This window comes from Pseudomonas sp. MTM4 (assembly GCF_019355055.1).
In the GTDB taxonomy this organism is placed as follows: Bacteria; Pseudomonadota; Gammaproteobacteria; order Pseudomonadales; family Pseudomonadaceae; genus Stutzerimonas.
On record NZ_CP048411.1, the window covers coordinates 2325485 to 2341935 of the forward strand.

At 57.8% G+C, this 16451-nt stretch carries 12 protein-coding genes, 4 tRNA genes and 1 rRNA gene; all 17 read right to left on the bottom strand.

Going from position 1 to position 16451, the window contains the following annotated elements:
• Window positions 1-122: 122 nt before the first annotated feature.
• The 17 genes from rpoC to rrf all read right to left on the bottom strand — a co-directional run bounded on the left by rpoC (window position 123) and on the right by rrf (window position 16448).
• The gene (rpoC, locus tag GYM54_RS10690) at window positions 123-4322 is read right to left on the bottom strand and encodes a DNA-directed RNA polymerase subunit beta' (RefSeq protein WP_131651941.1); all 4200 of its coding nucleotides are present in this window, start codon (window positions 4320-4322) and stop codon (window positions 123-125) included.
• Window positions 4323-4383: 61 nt separating this feature from the next.
• Window positions 4384-8454 carry a DNA-directed RNA polymerase subunit beta gene (rpoB, locus tag GYM54_RS10695; RefSeq protein ID WP_197446134.1) on the bottom strand — a complete coding sequence of 1357 codons (4071 nt, stop codon included), beginning with the start codon at window positions 8452-8454 and terminating at the stop codon, window positions 4384-4386.
• A 220-nt stretch (window positions 8455-8674) separates the two neighbouring features.
• Entirely contained in the window at window positions 8675-9043 is a 369-nt protein-coding gene (rplL, locus tag GYM54_RS10700; protein WP_131651953.1) for a 50S ribosomal protein L7/L12, read from the bottom strand.
• A gap of 75 nt (window positions 9044-9118) precedes the next feature.
• Window positions 9119-9619: a 50S ribosomal protein L10 gene (rplJ, locus tag GYM54_RS10705; RefSeq protein ID WP_014854237.1), complete on the bottom strand. Its 501-nt coding sequence runs from the start codon at window positions 9617-9619 to the stop codon at window positions 9119-9121.
• A 207-nt stretch (window positions 9620-9826) separates the two neighbouring features.
• Entirely contained in the window at window positions 9827-10522 is a 696-nt protein-coding gene (rplA, locus tag GYM54_RS10710) for a 50S ribosomal protein L1 (RefSeq protein WP_131651943.1), read from the bottom strand.
• Window positions 10522-10953, bottom strand: a complete 432-nt coding sequence (gene rplK / locus GYM54_RS10715) for a 50S ribosomal protein L11 (RefSeq protein WP_125840149.1) — start codon at window positions 10951-10953, stop codon at window positions 10522-10524. Before rplK ends, rplA begins: the two co-directional genes overlap by 1 nt.
• A 111-nt stretch (window positions 10954-11064) precedes the next feature.
• Window positions 11065-11598, bottom strand: a complete 534-nt coding sequence (gene nusG, locus GYM54_RS10720; RefSeq protein WP_131651944.1) for a transcription termination/antitermination protein NusG — start codon at window positions 11596-11598, stop codon at window positions 11065-11067.
• 9 nt (window positions 11599-11607) lie between these two features.
• On the bottom strand, window positions 11608-11976 hold the full coding sequence (secE, locus tag GYM54_RS10725) for a preprotein translocase subunit SecE (protein ID WP_181104979.1): 369 nt from the start codon (window positions 11974-11976) through the stop codon (window positions 11608-11610).
• A gap of 43 nt (window positions 11977-12019) precedes the next feature.
• Window positions 12020-12095, bottom strand: a tRNA-Trp gene (locus GYM54_RS10730).
• A gap of 52 nt (window positions 12096-12147) precedes the next feature.
• Window positions 12148-13341, bottom strand: coding sequence for an elongation factor Tu (gene tuf, locus GYM54_RS10735; RefSeq protein WP_131651939.1), 1194 nt, complete (start codon window positions 13339-13341; stop codon window positions 12148-12150).
• An 83-nt stretch (window positions 13342-13424) separates the two neighbouring features.
• Window positions 13425-13500: transfer RNA gene (locus GYM54_RS10740), tRNA-Thr, on the bottom strand.
• Window positions 13501-13528: 28 nt separating this feature from the next.
• Window positions 13529-13602 (bottom strand) — tRNA-Gly (locus GYM54_RS10745).
• A gap of 25 nt (window positions 13603-13627) precedes the next feature.
• Window positions 13628-13712: transfer RNA gene (locus tag GYM54_RS10750), tRNA-Tyr, on the bottom strand.
• Window positions 13713-13851: 139 nt separating this feature from the next.
• Window positions 13852-14514, bottom strand: a complete 663-nt coding sequence (locus GYM54_RS10755; RefSeq protein ID WP_131651947.1) for an SPOR domain-containing protein — start codon at window positions 14512-14514, stop codon at window positions 13852-13854.
• 10 nt (window positions 14515-14524) lie between these two features.
• Entirely contained in the window at window positions 14525-15265 is a 741-nt protein-coding gene (locus GYM54_RS10760; RefSeq protein WP_181104981.1) for a type III pantothenate kinase, read from the bottom strand.
• Entirely contained in the window at window positions 15255-16220 is a 966-nt protein-coding gene (gene birA, locus GYM54_RS10765) for a bifunctional biotin--[acetyl-CoA-carboxylase] ligase/biotin operon repressor BirA (protein WP_181104982.1), read from the bottom strand. The genes GYM54_RS10760 and birA overlap by 11 nt, the downstream gene beginning before the upstream one ends.
• A gap of 112 nt (window positions 16221-16332) precedes the next feature.
• A 5S ribosomal RNA gene (rrf, locus tag GYM54_RS10770) occupies window positions 16333-16448 on the bottom strand.
• Window positions 16449-16451: the final 3 nt, after the last annotated feature.

Genomic DNA, 16451 nt, shown 5'->3' on the forward strand with positions numbered 1-16451 from the left:
TCTTTCGACACAAACGAAAATGGCAGAGCATAAAGCCCCGCCAAATTAGGGGTACAAGAGTCTAAAGAGCTTCCCACACCCCGTCAAGGCGCGCCCCGATTTGCATCGGGACTAACCTCAAGTCAGTTGCCGCTGAAATTCAGCGCTTCGGTCAGCGCCGCTTCCACTTCATCAGCACTCACACGAACCGGCTTTTCAGCATCGCGCTTGCGCTTGCGCTCGCTGTGATACTGCAGGCCGGTACCGGCCGGGATCAGGCGACCCACAACCACGTTCTCCTTCAAACCACGCAGGTAGTCGCGCTTGCCAGTAACCGCCGCTTCCGTCAGCACGCGAGTGGTCTCCTGGAACGACGCCGCGGAGATGAACGACTCGGTTGACAACGACGCCTTGGTGATCCCCAGAAGCACTCGTACGTATTTAGAAACGAACTTGTCCTCCATGGACAGGCGCTCGTTCTCTTCCAGTACCTGAGTCAGCTCCATCTGATCGCCCTTGATGAAGCTGGAGTCACCCGACTCAGCCACTTCAACCTTGCGCAGCATCTGCCTCAGGATGGTCTCGATGTGCTTGTCGTTGATCTTCACGCCCTGCAAGCGGTACACGTCTTGAATCTCGTTGACGATGTACTTGGCCAGCGCACTAACGCCCAGCAGACGCAGGATGTCGTGCGGATTGCTCGGACCGTCAGAGATCACTTCGCCCTTATTCACCTGCTCGCCTTCGAAGACGTTGAGGTGACGCCACTTTGGAATCAGCTCCTCGTAAGGATCGGTGCCATCGGTTGGCGTGATGACCAAGCGGCGCTTGCCCTTGGTTTCCTTGCCGAACGAAATGGTGCCGCTGATTTCCGCCAGGATCGATGGCTCCTTCGGACGGCGCGCTTCGAATAGGTCGGCAACACGCGGCAGACCACCGGTGATGTCACGGGTCTTAGAGGTCTCCTGCGGGATACGCGCGATAACGTCACCGACGTTGATCTCAGCACCATCCGCCACCCCGACCAGCGCGTTGGCTGGAAGGAAGTACTGGGCTGGCACGTCGGTACCCGGCAGCAACAACTCCTTACCACTGGCGTCGACCATTTTGATAGCCGGACGAATGTCTTTGCCTGAGGCCGGGCGATCCTTCGGATCCATCACCTCGATGTTGGTCAAACCGGTAAGCTCGTCGGTCTGACGCTTGATGGTGATGTTTTCTTCCATTCCGACGAAGGTCACGACACCCTTCATCTCGGTGACGATCGGGTGGGTGTGCGGATCCCATTTTGCGACCACCGCACCGGCATCCACTTTGTCGCCTTCCTTGATGGAAATCACCGCACCGTAAGGCAGCTTGTAACGCTCGCGCTCGCGCCCATAGTCATCTGCCACAGCCAGTTCACCGGAGCGGGAAACGGCAACCAGAGCGCCATCGGCACGCTCTACGTACTTGAGGTTATGCAGGCGAATGGTACCGCCATTCTTCACCATCACGTTGTCGACAGCCGAGGTCCGGCTCGCCGCACCACCGATGTGGAAGGTACGCATGGTGAGCTGAGTACCCGGCTCACCAATGGATTGCGCCGCGATGACGCCAACGGCTTCACCGATGTTCACCTGATGCCCGCGCGCCAGATCGCGACCGTAGCACTTGGCACAAATGCCGTAACGGGTTTCACAGGAAATCGGCGAGCGCACAATCACTTCGTCGATGCTGTTCAGCTCGATGAAATCGACCCATTGCTCGTCGATCAAGGTGCCCGCCGGCACCAGCACGTCGTCAGTGCCCGGCTTGAGAACATCACGCGCAATCACACGCCCCAGCACACGCTCGCCCAGCGGCTCGACCACGTCGCCGCCTTCGATGTGAGGGGTCATGTGCAGGCCTTGTTCGGTTCCGCAGTCGATCTCGGTCACTACCAGATCCTGCGCCACGTCGACCAGACGACGGGTCAGATAACCGGAGTTCGCGGTTTTCAGAGCGGTATCGGCCAGACCTTTACGAGCACCGTGGGTGGAGATGAAGTACTGGAGTACGTTCAGGCCCTCACGGAAGTTCGCGGTAATCGGCGTCTCGATGATAGAGCCGTCCGGCTTGGCCATCAGGCCACGCATACCGGCCAGCTGGCGGATCTGGGCAGCGGAACCCCGCGCACCCGAGTCGGCCATCATGTACATCGAGTTGAACGAATCCTGCTCGGCTTCGTTGCCGTCGCGGTCGATGACCTTCTCTTTCGAGAGGTTGGCCATCATCGCCTTGGAAACTTCGTCGTTGGCCTTGGACCAGAGGTCGATCACCTTGTTGTACTTCTCGCCCTGGGTCACCAGGCCGGACGCGTACTGGCTCTCGATCTCCTTCACTTCCTCGGTTGCCGCGTCGATGATGTGCGCCTTTTCATCGGGGATGACGAAGTCGTTCACGCCGATCGATACACCGGAGATAGTCGAGTAGGCGAAACCGGTGTACATCAGCTGGTCGGCGAAGATGACGGTGTCCTTCAGACCCACCGTGCGATAGCACAGGTTGATCAGCTTGGAGATCGCCTTTTTCTTCATCGGCTGGTTGACCACATCGAACGCCATGCCGGCCGGAACGATCTGGAACAGCAGAGCACGGCCGACGGTGGTGTCAACGATGCGAGTGTTCCGGGTAATGGAGCCGTCACGATCCTTGATGGTCTCGTTGATGCGCACCTTGACCCGCGCGTGCAGAGAAGCCTCACCGGCGCGGAACACGCGGTCGACTTCCTGCAGATCGGCGAACACCCGGCCTTCGCCTTTGGCATTGATGGCTTCGCGGGTCATGTAATACAGACCCAGTACCACGTCCTGCGACGGCACGATGATCGGCTCGCCGTTAGCGGGCGAGAGGATGTTGTTGGTCGACATCATCAGCGCACGCGCTTCGAGCTGGGCTTCCAGCGTCAGCGGGACGTGAACGGCCATCTGGTCACCGTCGAAGTCGGCGTTGTACGCCGCACAGACCAGCGGGTGCAGCTGGATCGCTTTACCTTCGATCAGCACCGGCTCGAACGCCTGGATACCCAGACGGTGCAGGGTCGGCGCACGGTTGAGCAGCACGGGATGTTCGCGGATGACTTCGGCGAGAACGTCCCAAACTTCAGGCAGCTCGCGCTCGACCATCTTCTTGGCGGCCTTGATGGTGGTCGCCATGCCGCGCATTTCCAGCTTGCCGAAAATGAACGGTTTGAACAGCTCGAGGGCCATCTTCTTCGGCAGACCGCACTGGTGCAGACGCAGGGTCGGGCCGACGGTGATAACCGAACGACCGGAATAGTCCACGCGCTTGCCCAGCAGGTTCTGACGGAAACGACCCTGCTTACCCTTGATCATGTCGGCCAGGGATTTCAGCGGTCGCTTGTTCGAACCGGTGATGGCACGGCCGCGACGACCATTGTCCAGCAGCGCGTCGACCGCCTCCTGCAGCATGCGCTTTTCGTTGCGCACGATGATGTCCGGCGCGGACAGATCGAGCAGGCGCTTGAGGCGGTTGTTACGGTTGATGACGCGGCGATACAGATCATTCAGATCGGAGGTCGCGAAGCGGCCGCCATCAAGCGGAACCAGCGGACGCAGATCCGGCGGCAGCACAGGCAGAACGGTAAGCACCATCCACTCGGGCAGGTTTCCCGAGCCATGGAAGGCTTCCATCAGCTTGAGACGCTTGGATAGCTTCTTGATCTTGGTTTCCGAGTTGGTCTGCGGAATCTCTTCACGCAGGCGACCAATCTCGTGCTCCAGGTCGATTTCGTGCAGCAGCTCGCGCACGGCTTCGGCACCCATGCGGGCGTCGAAGTCGTCACCGAACTCTTCGAGCGCTTCGAAGTACTGCTCGTCGTTCAACAGCTGGCCTTTTTCGAGCGTGGTCATGCCCGGATCGATTACCACGTAGCTCTCGAAATAGAGCACGCGCTCGATATCGCGCAGGGTCATGTCCAGCAGCAGACCGATACGGGACGGCAGCGACTTCAGGAACCAGATGTGGGCGACCGGCGAAGCCAGTTCGATGTGCGCCATGCGCTCACGGCGCACCTTGGCAAGCGCAACTTCAACGCCGCACTTCTCGCAGATCACACCGCGGTGCTTGAGGCGCTTGTACTTGCCGCACAGGCACTCGTAGTCCTTGACCGGACCAAAGATCTTGGCGCAGAACAGGCCGTCGCGCTCAGGCTTGAACGTACGGTAGTTGATGGTCTCCGGTTTCTTCACTTCACCGAAGGACCAGGAACGGATCATCTCGGGCGACGCCAACGCGATCTTGATGGCATCGAACTCTTCGATTTGACCCTGGTTTTTCAATAGATTCAGCAGGTCTTTCAAGGCCTTTCCTCCCAGCGGAGCAGGGAGCGAACCAACGTTCGCTCCCGATATGCGTCGCGTGTTATTCGGTTTCCAGATCGATGTCGATACCCAACGAACGGATCTCTTTGATCAGTACGTTGAAGGACTCCGGCATACCCGGCTCCATGCGGTGATCGCCGTCCACGATGTTCTTGTACATCTTGGTCCGACCGTTCACGTCGTCCGACTTGACGGTCAGCATTTCCTGCAGGGTGTAGGCCGCGCCGTAGGCTTCCAGCGCCCAGACCTCCATCTCCCCGAAACGCTGACCACCGAACTGTGCCTTACCACCAAGCGGCTGCTGGGTAACCAGGCTGTAGGAACCGGTAGAACGCGCATGCATCTTGTCGTCGACCAGGTGGTTGAGCTTGAGCATGTACATGTAGCCGACGGTAGTGGTGCGCTCGAACTTGTTGCCGGTACGTCCATCGAACAGCTGCATCTGGCCGCTTTCCGGCAGATCGGCCAGCTTCAGCATGGCCTTGATCTCGCGCTCCTTGGCCCCATCGAACACCGGAGTGGCCATAGGCACACCCTTGCGCAGATTGCTGGCCAGGTCGAGCACTTCCTGATCGTTCAGATCGTCCAGGCTTTCCTGACGACCGCCGATCTCGTTGTAGATCTCATGCAGGAACTTGCGCAGCTCGGCAACCTTGCGCTGCTCTTCGAGCATCAGGTTGATCTTCTCGCCCAAGCCCTTGGCCGCGAGGCCCAGGTGGGTTTCAAGGATCTGACCGACGTTCATCCGCGAAGGTACGCCCAGCGGGTTCAGTACGATATCCACCGGTGTACCGTTGGCATCGTGCGGCATGTCTTCCACCGGCATGATCACCGAGACTACACCCTTGTTACCGTGGCGACCCGCCATCTTGTCGCCCGGCTGGATGCGACGTTTGATAGCCAGGTAGACCTTGACGATCTTCAGCACGCCCGGCGCTAGGTCATCGCCCTGCTGCAGCTTGCGCTTCTTGTCTTCGAACTTGTCGTCGAGCAGCACGCGACGGTCGGAAATGTAGGCCTGGGCCTTTTCCAACTGCTCGTTGAGCGCGTCGTCGGCCATGCGCAACTTGAACCACTGACCATGCTCGAGACCGTCCAGGATCTCGTCGGTAATCGCGGCGCCCTTCTTCAGGCCTGCGCCACCTTCGGCGGTCGCGCCGACCAGGGCCGAACGCAGACGCTCGAAGGTGGCGCCCTCGACGATGCGGAACTCCTCGTTGAGGTCCTTGCGGATCTCGTCGAGCTGCATCTTCTCGATGGCCAGCGCGCGCGAGTCGCGCTCCACGCCGTCACGGATGAACACCTGCACGTCGATGACCGTGCCCTTGGTGCCGGTTGGCACACGCAGGGAGGTGTCCTTCACGTCGGATGCCTTCTCACCGAAGATCGCACGTAGCAGTTTCTCTTCCGGCGTCAGCTGGGTTTCGCCCTTCGGCGTGACCTTGCCCACCAGAATGTCGCCCGGACCGACTTCGGCACCCACGTATACGATGCCCGCCTCGTCCAGCTTGTTCAGCGCAGCTTCACCCACGTTGGGGATATCCGCCGTGATTTCCTCTGGGCCGAGTTTGGTATCACGCGATACGCAGGTCAGCTCCTGAATGTGAATGGTGGTGAAGCGATCCTCCTGAACCACGCGCTCCGACAGGAGGATGGAGTCCTCGAAGTTGTAGCCGTTCCAGGGCATGAACGCGACGCGCATGTTCTGCCCCAGTGCCAGCTCACCCATATCGGTGGACGGGCCGTCAGCCATGATGTCACCACGCTCGACCACATCACCCTTGCTCACCAGCGGACGCTGGTTGATGCAGGTGTTTTGGTTGGAACGGGTGTATTTGGTCAGGTTGTAGATATCGACACCGGCTTCGCCCGTCTCAACCTCATCATCATGAACGCGCACGACCACGCGACTGGCATCGACCGAATCGATGACACCGCCACGGCGAGCGACCACGCAGACGCCGGAGTCCCGCGCTACGTTGCGCTCCATCCCGGTGCCTACCAGCGGCTTGTCCGAACGCAGAGTCGGCACAGCCTGACGCTGCATGTTGGAGCCCATGAGTGCGCGGTTGGCGTCGTCGTGCTCAAGGAACGGGATCAGCGAGGCTGCGACGGAAACCACCTGCTTCGGCGATACGTCCATCAGCGTCACGTCTTCCGGCGCCTTGACGGTGAATTCGTTCAAGTGGCGCACGGCAACCAGCTCGTCGACCAGCTTGCGGCCTTCCAGCTTGGCGCTGGCCTGGGCAATCACATGGTCAGCCTCTTCGATGGCTGACAGGAATACGATTTCATCGGTGACTTCGCCTTCCTTGACCACACGGTACGGGCTTTCCAGGAAGCCGTACTGGTTGGTGCGCGCATAGGCGGCCAGCGAGTTGATCAGACCGATGTTCGGACCTTCAGGGGTTTCGATCGGGCAGACGCGACCGTAATGGGTCGGGTGTACGTCACGCACTTCGAAGCCGGCACGCTCGCGGGTCAGACCACCTGGGCCGAGTGCGGAGACGCGGCGCTTGTGAGTGATCTCGGACAGCGGGTTGTTCTGGTCCATGAACTGCGACAGCTGGCTGGAACCGAAGAACTCCTTCACCGCCGCCGCAACCGGCTTGGCGTTGATCAGGTCCTGCGGCATCAGGCCTTCGCTTTCAGCCATGGACAGACGTTCCTTGACCGCACGCTCGACGCGCACCAAGCCAACACGAAACTGATTCTCGGCCATTTCGCCGACGCAACGTACGCGGCGGTTACCCAAGTGGTCGATGTCGTCGACGATGCCCTTGCCGTTACGGATATCGACCAGGGTCTTGAGCACGGCAACGATGTCCTCGCGGCTCAGCACGCCGGAACCTTCGATCTCGGCGCGACCGATACGGCGGTTAAACTTCATCCGGCCGACAGCTGACAGATCGTAACGCTCAGAGGCGAAGAACAGGTTGTTGAACAGCGTCTCAGCGGCGTCCTTGGTTGGCGGCTCGCCAGGACGCATCATGCGATAAATTTCGACCAGCGCTTCGAGCTGATTGGCGGTCGAATCGATCTTCAAGGTGTCGGAGATGAACGGACCACAATCGATGTCGTTGGTATACAGGGTCTCGAAGCGGACCACCTGCGCCTTGACGATCTTGGCCAGCACTTCGACGGTCAGCTCGGTGTTGCACTCGGCGATGATCTCGCCAGTCGCCGGATGCACGATCGCCTTGGCCACAGTGCGGCCCAGCACGTAGTCCATCGGCATCTCGAGTTCCTTGATGCCGGACTTGTCGAGCTGATTGATATGGCGAGCAGTGATACGACGACCTTGTTCGACAATGACCTTGCCACTTCCGTCGGTGATGTCGAACGACGCGATCTCGCCGCGCAGACGCTGCGCGACCAGCTCGAGCGAGAGCAATTCACCCTTCACGTGGAAGACGTTGGTGTCGTAGAAGGCGTCGAGGATTTCTTCGGTGCTGTAGTTCAGCGCACGCAGCAATACCGAGGCAGGCAACTTGCGGCGGCGATCGATACGCACAAATACGGCATCCTTCGGATCGAACTCGAAGTCTAGCCAGGAACCGCGGTAAGGAATGATGCGCGCGGAATACAGCAGCTTGCCTGAGCTATGGGTCTTGCCACGGTCGTGGTCGAAGAAGACACCCGGCGAGCGGTGCAACTGGGAGACGATGACGCGCTCGGTACCGTTGATGATGAAGGTACCGTTCTCTGTCATCAGGGGGATTTCCCCCATGTAGACTTCCTGCTCCTTGATATCCTTGATTGCCTTGCTCGACGATTCCTTGTCGAAAATGATCAGGCGCACCTTGACTCGCAGCGGAACAGCAAAGGTCACGCCGCGCAGCACGCACTCCTTGACGTCGAATGCCGGCTCGCCGAGGCGGTAGCCGACGTACTCCAGCGCTGCATTGCCGGAATAGCTGATAATCGGAAAAACGGATTTGAAGGCTGCGTGCAAGCCAATATCGCGGAACTGATCCTTTGTCGCTCCCGCCTGCAGGAATTCGCGATACGAATCCAGCTGGATGGCCAAAAGATACGGCACGTCCATCACGTGCGGTAACTTGCTAAAGTCCTTGCGGATTCGTTTTTTCTCAGTGTATGAGTAAGCCATCAGCGTTCCCCAGCTTGGTCACCTGCTTGTTTGGCTTCTCCCGACGGGAGCAGCCAGAAAATCTTGCGAATCCCATGATTCGCGCCGCCCATCGGAGCGGCTTTTCCAGTCCAGCTGCTCGACAAACATCGCGCAGCTATAACGGAAAAAGGCCGGTGGCAAAAGCCACCAGCCATCAGCCTTACGCGAGTCGCTTCGGCTGTAGACGCAAGGTCGGCGCTTACTTGAGCTCGACTTTGGCGCCAGCCTCTTCCAGAGCCTTCTTGGCTGCTTCCGCTTCGTCCTTGGAGACACCTTCCTTGACCACGCCAGGGGCGCCGTCAACGACGGCCTTGGCTTCTTTCAGGCCCAGACCGGTCAGCTCGCGAACGGCCTTGATCACGTTCACTTTCTTGTCGCCAGCCTCAAGCAGCATAACGTTGAACTCGGTCTGCTCTTCAGCAGCAGCAGCGGCCGGGCCAGCTGCAGCAACGGTCGCGGCAGCAGCAGTAACGCCGAATTTTTCTTCCATTGCCTTGATCAGTTCAACAACCTGCATCACGGACATTTCGGAAACGGCGTTGATGATATCTTCGTTGGTCAGAGCCATGACTCTAGTTCCTGTATATAGGTGACGGCCTGCGGCCATCTAATTCAAAAGAGATTGGAAAGAACCACGCACGCCTTAAGCGGCGGCGGCTTCCTTCTGGTCGCGAACGGCCGCCAGAGTACGAGCCAGCTTGCTGGTAGCGCCTTGAATCACGCTCATCAGCTGCGAAATGGCTTCGTCGTAGGTCGGCAGGGTTGCCAGCACGTCGATCTGATTGGCTGCGAGGAACTGACCCTCGAACGCAGCGGCCTTGATCTCGAACTTGTCCTGACCCTTGGCAAATTCCTTAAAGATACGGGCAGCAGCGCCCGGATGCTCATTGGAGAATGCGATAAGGGTCGGGCCTTTGAACACGTCGTTGAGCACGTCGAACTGAGTGCCTTCAACGGCGCGCTTGAGCAGGGTGTTACGTACGACACGTACGTAAACGCCGGCTTCGCGGGCCTCTTTACGGAGTCCGGTCATGGCCCCTACGGTCACGCCACGGGCATCAGCCACGACAGCGGACAGGGCAGCACTGGCAGCCTCGTTGACTTCAGCGACGATGGCCTTCTTGTCTTCGAGTTTGATTGCCACGGGTTTTACTCCTGGATGTTACCGGTTCATCCGGTCGAAACCGGACGGGTTTTGGTGTCTGATTCGGTACGAATCGGGAGCACCTCTGCGTAGGCTTGAAGAAGCGAGCTTCAACGGTTTAAGGCTTGCGCCGCCTACGGTCTTGGATAGCCCCCGCCAGGCAGGGACCCCAATCTTGCACCGCCCCGATTACCGGAGCGGATCGTCTTACGCGTCGAGGGAAGCCTGGTCGATGACCAGTCCCGGACCCATGGTGGTGCTCAGGGTCACGCGCTTGACGTAAATACCTTTGGAAGTGGACGGCTTCAGACGCTTGAGGTCGGACAGCAGCGCCTCAACGTTCTGCTTGAGCTGACCGGCCTCAAAACCAACCTTGCCCACGGAGCTGTGGATGATGCCGTTCTTGTCAGTGCGGAAACGAACCTGACCAGCCTTGGCATTCTTGACTGCGGTCGCAACGTCCGGAGTCACGGTACCGACCTTGGGGTTCGGCATCAGGCCACGCGGACCAAGGATCTGGCCCAGCTGACCGACAACGCGCATCGCGTCCGGGGAAGCGATGACCACGTCATAGTTCAGGTCGCCGCCTTTCATTTCGGCAGCCAGCTCGTCCATGCCAACGCGATCAGCGCCGGCAGCCAGAGCAGCTTCCGCGCCCGGACCTTGGGTGAATACGGCTACGCGAACGGTCTTGCCGGTACCGTTCGGCAGAACGGTTGCACCACGAACGACCTGGTCGGATTTACGCGGATCCACACCCAGGTTGATGGCGATGTCGAAGGATTCGGTGAACTTGACGGCCGACAGTTCGGACAGCAAGGTTGCAGCCTCTTCAAAACCGTACTGCTTGCCCGCTTCGATCTTCTGGGCAATTGTCTTCTGACGCTTGGTCAACTTAGCCATTACACGCCCTCCACGTTCAGGCCCATGCTGCGAGCCGAACCAGCGATGGTCCGTACGGCAGCTTCCATTTCGGCAGCGGTCAGATCAGCCTGCTTGGTCTTGGCGATCTCTTCCAGCTGGGCACGGGTAACAGTGCCGACCTTCTGGGTGTTGGGACGAGCCGAACCGCTGGTGACGCCAGCAGCTTTCTTCAGCAGCACAGCTGCCGGAGTGCTCTTGGTTTCAAACGTGAAGCTGCGATCGCTGTAAACAGTGATAATCACAGGAGTCGGCAGACCAGGCTCCTGGCCTTGGGTGCGGGCGTTGAACGCCTTGCAGAACTCCATGATGTTCACGCCATGCTGACCCAGTGCAGGGCCGACCGGCGGCGACGGGTTGGCCTGACCGGCCTTTACCTGAAGCTTGATATAAGCTTGAATCTTCTTAGCCATAGCTACTCCGTTACGGGTTCAAGCGCCTTTCGGCTCCCCTGTTTACTTATTTATCCCAGTGACGACAAAACCCCGCAGCGGCTAGCTGCGGGGTAGGGATACTTTCTTCAGTTAGACCTTCTCGACCTGACTGAACTCCAACTCTACCGGTGTAGAGCGACCGAAGATAAGAACAGCCACCTGAATACGGCTCTTCTCGTAGTTGACTTCTTCGACCACACCATTGAAATCTGCGAATGGACCATCCGCGACACGCACAACCTCGCCAGGCTCGAACAAGGTTTTCGGCTTGGGCTTGTCGCTACCGTCAGCAACACGACGCAGAATGGCCTCAGCTTCCTTGTCGGTAATAGGCGCAGGCTTGTCCGCCGTACCACCAATGAAGCCCATCACCCGCGGCGTGTCCTTGACCAGGTGCCACGCACCCTCGGCCATGTCCATCTGCACTAGCACATACCCAGGGAAGAACTTGCGCTCACTTTTGCGCTTCTGCCCGTTACGCATCTCCACGACTTCTTCGGTGGGGACCAGAATCTCGCCGAAATGCTCTTCCATACCGGCAAGCTTGACGCGCTCGATCAGCGAGCGCATGACATGCTTCTCGTAACCCGAGTAAGCATGAACCACATACCAACGCTTAGCCACGGGACACCCTTAACCTACGACCATAGAAACCAGCCAACCGAGCAGGGAATCCAACCCCCACAACAGCAGCGCCATAACCAGCACGACCGCCAAAACAATCAATGTGGTCTGAGTGGTTTCTTGACGGGTCGGCCAAACGACTTTGCGAATCTCGACGCGCGCTTCCTTCAGCAGAACGAAGAAAGCACGACCTTTTGATGTCTGCAGCGCAACCAAAGAAGCGACGACCGCAACGACAAGAAGAGCAATAACCCTATACAGAATCGGCTCCGCAGCGTAGTACTGATTACCCACGACAGCCACGACCACCAAAGCAGCAACAACAAACCACTTCACCAAATCGAAGCGCGTGTCTTTGGCTTCTGCTTTGACATTCATCTGCGAGAACCCTGTAAAAAACTGCCAAATTCGATATTGAAGTTGGCAGGCCAGGAGGGAATCGAACCCCCAACCTGCGGTTTTGGAGACCGCCGCTCTGCCAATTGAGCTACTGGCCTAACAAGAGTCAGGCCGACTATTATGCCGGCCCGATTGAAACAGATCAAACGATTATTCGATGATCTTGGCAACCACGCCGGCACCAACGGTACGACCACCTTCGCGAATCGCGAAGCGCAGGCCGTCTTCCATGGCGATCGGAGCGATCAGGGTGACAACCATTTTGATGTTGTCGCCCGGCATGACCATTTCCACGCCTTCCGGCAGCTCGCAGTTACCGGTTACGTCAGTAGTACGGAAGTAAAACTGCGGACGGTAGCCCTTGAAGAACGGAGTGTGACGCCCGCCTTCTTCCTTGCTCAGCACGTACACCTCGCCTTCGAACTTGGTGTGCGGCTTGATGGTGCCCGGCTTGGCCAGAACCTGACCACGCTCGACATCATCACGCTTGGTGCCGCGCAGCAGCACGCCAACGTTCTCACCAGCACGACCTTCGTCGAGCAGCTTGCGGAACATTTCAACGCCGGTGCAGGTAGTCTTGGTCGTGGCACGGATACCAACGATCTCGATTTCTTCCTGGACCTTGACGATGCCACGCTCGACACGACCAGTAACAACGGTACCGCGACCAGAGATCGAGAACACGTCTTCGATCGGCATCAGGAACGGCTTGTCGATGGCACGCTCAGGCTCGGGGATGTAGGCGTCCAGAGTTTCGACCAGCTTGCGCACGGCCGACACACCCATTTCGTTGTCGTCCTGACCGTTTAGCGCCATGAGCGCGGAACCGATGATGATCGGAGTGTCATCGCCCGGGAAGTCATAGGTCGACAGCAGGTCGCGAACTTCCATCTCGACCAATTCCAGCAGCTCGGCGTCGTCAACCATGTCGGCCTTATTCAGGAACACGACGATGTAGGGAACACCAACCTGACGGGACAGCAGGATATGCTCACGAGTCTGCGGCATGGGGCCGTCAGCAGCAGAGCAAACCAGGATAGCGCCGTCCATCTGCGCGGCTCCGGTGATCATGTTCTTCACATAGTCAGCGTGGCCCGGGCAGTCAACGTGAGCGTAGTGACGGATCGAGGAATCATATTCAACGTGGGAGGTGTTGATGGTGATACCACGAGCCTTCTCTTCTGGCGCATTGTCGATTTGCGAGAAGTCACGCGCCGAACCACCCCAGGTCTCAGCACAGACTTTGGTCAGCGCTGCGGTCAGAGTGGTCTTGCCATGGTCAACGTGACCAATGGTGCCGACGTTCAGGTGCGGTTTGTTACGTTCGAATTTTTCTTTAGCCATCGAGACCGTCTCCCATCGTTGAATTGAGCTAGTCACGCCACCATTAAAACAAAGGCAGATATTTACATATCTGCCTTTGATATTGGAGCTCATGAGCGGATTTGAACCGCTGACCTCACCCTTACCAAGGGTGTGCTCTACCAACTGAGCTACATGAGCAATGCTCGCTGCGAAGACACTTTAAACGTGGAGCGGGTAGCGGGAATCGAACCCGCATCATCAGCTTGGAAGGCTGAGGTTCTACCACTAAACTATACCCGCGTCAGCTTGTGCTTACGCTGAAATCTGGTGGAGGGGGAAGGATTCGAACCTTCGAAGTCGATGACGTCAGATTTACAGTCTGATCCCTTTGGCCGCTCGGGAACCCCTCCAAAACGAGGCGGCATTTTGTTTGCCACCACCTCTTCTGTCAAGCTTTTTCTCATTTAAAACCTGAGGTTAGCTCCGATGACAGTGCCTACTGCACGCCCCAAGGGGAGGTGCTGCTGAGCGGGCGCCATTCTATGTAAACTATGTCGAAGTTGCAATGCTTGAGCAGGGTATTTGCTGAGACTCTAGGGCAGGAAAGCTTCCGACAAGCTCTGCGAGTAGTTCGTCGCTTAGCAAGTGCTTACGTTCTCCGGCCACCCGCACCCAATAACGGCGGTGACTTCTAGGCAGCTCACGAACCAAGGCTGTGTAATCAACTCCCTGCAGACGAGTCACGACGCTTTCCGCAGAATCCTTGCGAGAGAATATTCCCAAGGATATTCCGTTCGACAAATCCCCTACGGTGATGATGTAACTATCTATATTACGCGATTGCAGTTCTCGCAACTGACGTAACGACGCTTGTCGAGAGACAAGAGGAGGAAGATACACCCAGTAGTCAACACCGGCAGCCTCATCAACAGCCTCAACCTGAGAATCAATATCCAGACTAAGCAGGCGCTGCTCAACGGCTTGCGCAAGCGACTCCTCATTAAAACCACCAAGCAACAGACAAACGTTGCTCGCGTCGTGTGCGGACCTACGCCGGACGAAGGAATCCGCCTCGCTTAGCAGCTTAATATCAGCCTCTCGAGAGGGAGCACTTAGCTGAGCGCCGCCGCCATCCACTGGCCGGATTTGATTTAGGTGAAGCAGATAAAGCAGTAGGTTCAGCATCACCAGAAGCATTAGAAGCCAGCGCATCGATACCTCTTTAGGGGCAGGCCAACGCCAAGCCTCTGAAAACCAGATCAGCCACGCACTTTACTTCGCGGACATCGGCAACAAGCGGCGCGTCACCACCAGTAACATAGGTGACAAAGTCGCCACCCAAATAGCTTTCGGCGAAGGTAATCTGACTGCAGACATAACTACGAGCCATGATCAAGCAGCCTCGGTCAACAGCCTCAGCGGTAGACCTTCCGGCAGAAAAATCGCTCAACACAAGCGCTGTTTCCTCAGAGTCGTACTGAATGCGGCGCGTATGAGCAAGCAAGCGCCCCCGCAGCAGGGCGACGCCAGGCGCGATGTACCCACCAAGATGCGTACCGTCGCGAGCTACCAGATCAACAGTGATGGCTGTACCCAAATCGATAACCAAACAGGCTTCTCGGCACATATCGTACGCAGCCACGATAGCTAACCAGCGGTCCAGCCCCAGTCGCTGCTGGTCACGGTAACCATTCACAACCCCGGCGAGACGCTCAGCTGGACATGCCTTCGTCACGCTCAAGCTTAGCGATTCAGAGAGCACATCCATAACCACCTGGGTTTCGGCGTCACTCCGTACGCTAACCAGGCGACAGCGGGGTATCTTGCCCAGGCCTTGTCCGAGCAGAGCCTGCACAATATCTACCGGTTGCGAAGCGATACCCTGAATCAACGGCACGCCGCCAGTTACAGGAATAACCCGCCATTTAATGAAACTGTTTCCGCAATCGAGCTCAAGAATCATGATCGAGCCTCAAGCTTAGCTCTCCCCCACTGAAGCGGCGCTCCCCTAAGCCGTCGACCAAGAGCCGCAAAGCGCCCTGTCCATCCACGCCGAGCATCAAGCCTGTAATCAGCTGAGCGCCATTGCTTAAGGTACAGCGCCTACCCTGCCAGATATTGTTAGCTTCCCACTCATCATGCAAAGCAGAAAAACCTCGTTGCGCATGCAGACATAGGTAACGATGCAAAAACTCACTAATCAAATTGGCGAGCTCGCTTCGATCCATCAGAATACCTGTTTGCTGCCTCACCGAGGTCCAAGGCTGGTCAATTCCCCCAGCAGCTGAGGTCATGTTCACATTTATTCCAATGCCAATAATAACGTGACAGACATCGGCCGGATCCCCTGTTAGCTCCAAAAGAATTCCTGCGATTTTCTTACCGTCCGTATAGATATCGTTGGGCCACTTAAGCCCGGCACGCTCGACTCCTGCCTGACGTAGAGCCTGAAGAACCGCCAAGCCCACCACTAGACTCAAGCCAGACATACCCTGGGGGCCACCCGAGACCTTCATTGCCAGGGTGTAGTAGAGGTTCTTCGCCGGAGGACTGACCCAGACCCGCCCTCGCCGACCACGTCCGCCAGTTTGGCTTTCCGCCAATACGACAAAGGGAACAGCTTGCCCCGCCTGCAGCAGCCTCAACGCTTCAGCATTTGTTGAGTCTACCGTCTCTCGCAGGCAGAGCTGCCAACCGAGGCGACCTAACACGTCGGAGCTTTCGTCATAACCCAGCAGCGATAGAGGCTCCGATAGCCTGTATCCCTTACCAGGCACCCGAAACAGTTCAAAACCATACTGGCTTTCGAGCCGCTTTAAATATTTCCATACAGCGCTGCGACTCACACCGAGAGCAGCACCAAGCTCTTCGCCAGAATGAAAACGTCCGTCACTGAGTAGCCTTAGCAAGCTGTTCATAAGCCCTCATAGCCAAGTACACATCGTAGAGCCGTCTCTACAGCTTAATAATTTCTCTGGCGCAAAGACAAACCCCCGACCTTCTTACGAGGGCCGGGGGTTTGGTGTAGAAGCTTGACGATGACCTACTCTCACATGGGGAGACCCCACACTACCATCGGCGATGCGTCGTTTCACTGCTGAGTTCGGGATGGGATCAGGTGGTTCCAACGCTCTATGGTCGTCAAGCAA

Coding starts and splice junctions, on each gene's coding strand:
- rpoB (WP_197446134.1), bottom strand. CDS start 8,454: ATGGCTTACTCATACACTGAGAAAAAACGAATCCGCAAGGACTTTAGC.
- rplL (WP_131651953.1), bottom strand. CDS start 9,043: ATGGCTCTGACCAACGAAGATATCATCAACGCCGTTTCCGAAATGTCC.
- rplA (WP_131651943.1), bottom strand. CDS start 10,522: ATGGCTAAGTTGACCAAGCGTCAGAAGACAATTGCCCAGAAGATCGAA.
- rplK (WP_125840149.1), bottom strand. CDS start 10,953: ATGGCTAAGAAGATTCAAGCTTATATCAAGCTTCAGGTAAAGGCCGGT.
- secE (WP_181104979.1), bottom strand. CDS start 11,976: ATGAATGTCAAAGCAGAAGCCAAAGACACGCGCTTCGATTTGGTGAAG.
- tuf (WP_131651939.1), bottom strand. CDS start 13,341: ATGGCTAAAGAAAAATTCGAACGTAACAAACCGCACCTGAACGTCGGC.
- GYM54_RS10755 (WP_131651947.1), bottom strand. CDS start 14,514: ATGCGCTGGCTTCTAATGCTTCTGGTGATGCTGAACCTACTGCTTTAT.
- GYM54_RS10760 (WP_181104981.1), bottom strand. CDS start 15,265: ATGATTCTTGAGCTCGATTGCGGAAACAGTTTCATTAAATGGCGGGTT.
- birA (WP_181104982.1), bottom strand. CDS start 16,220: ATGAACAGCTTGCTAAGGCTACTCAGTGACGGACGTTTTCATTCTGGC.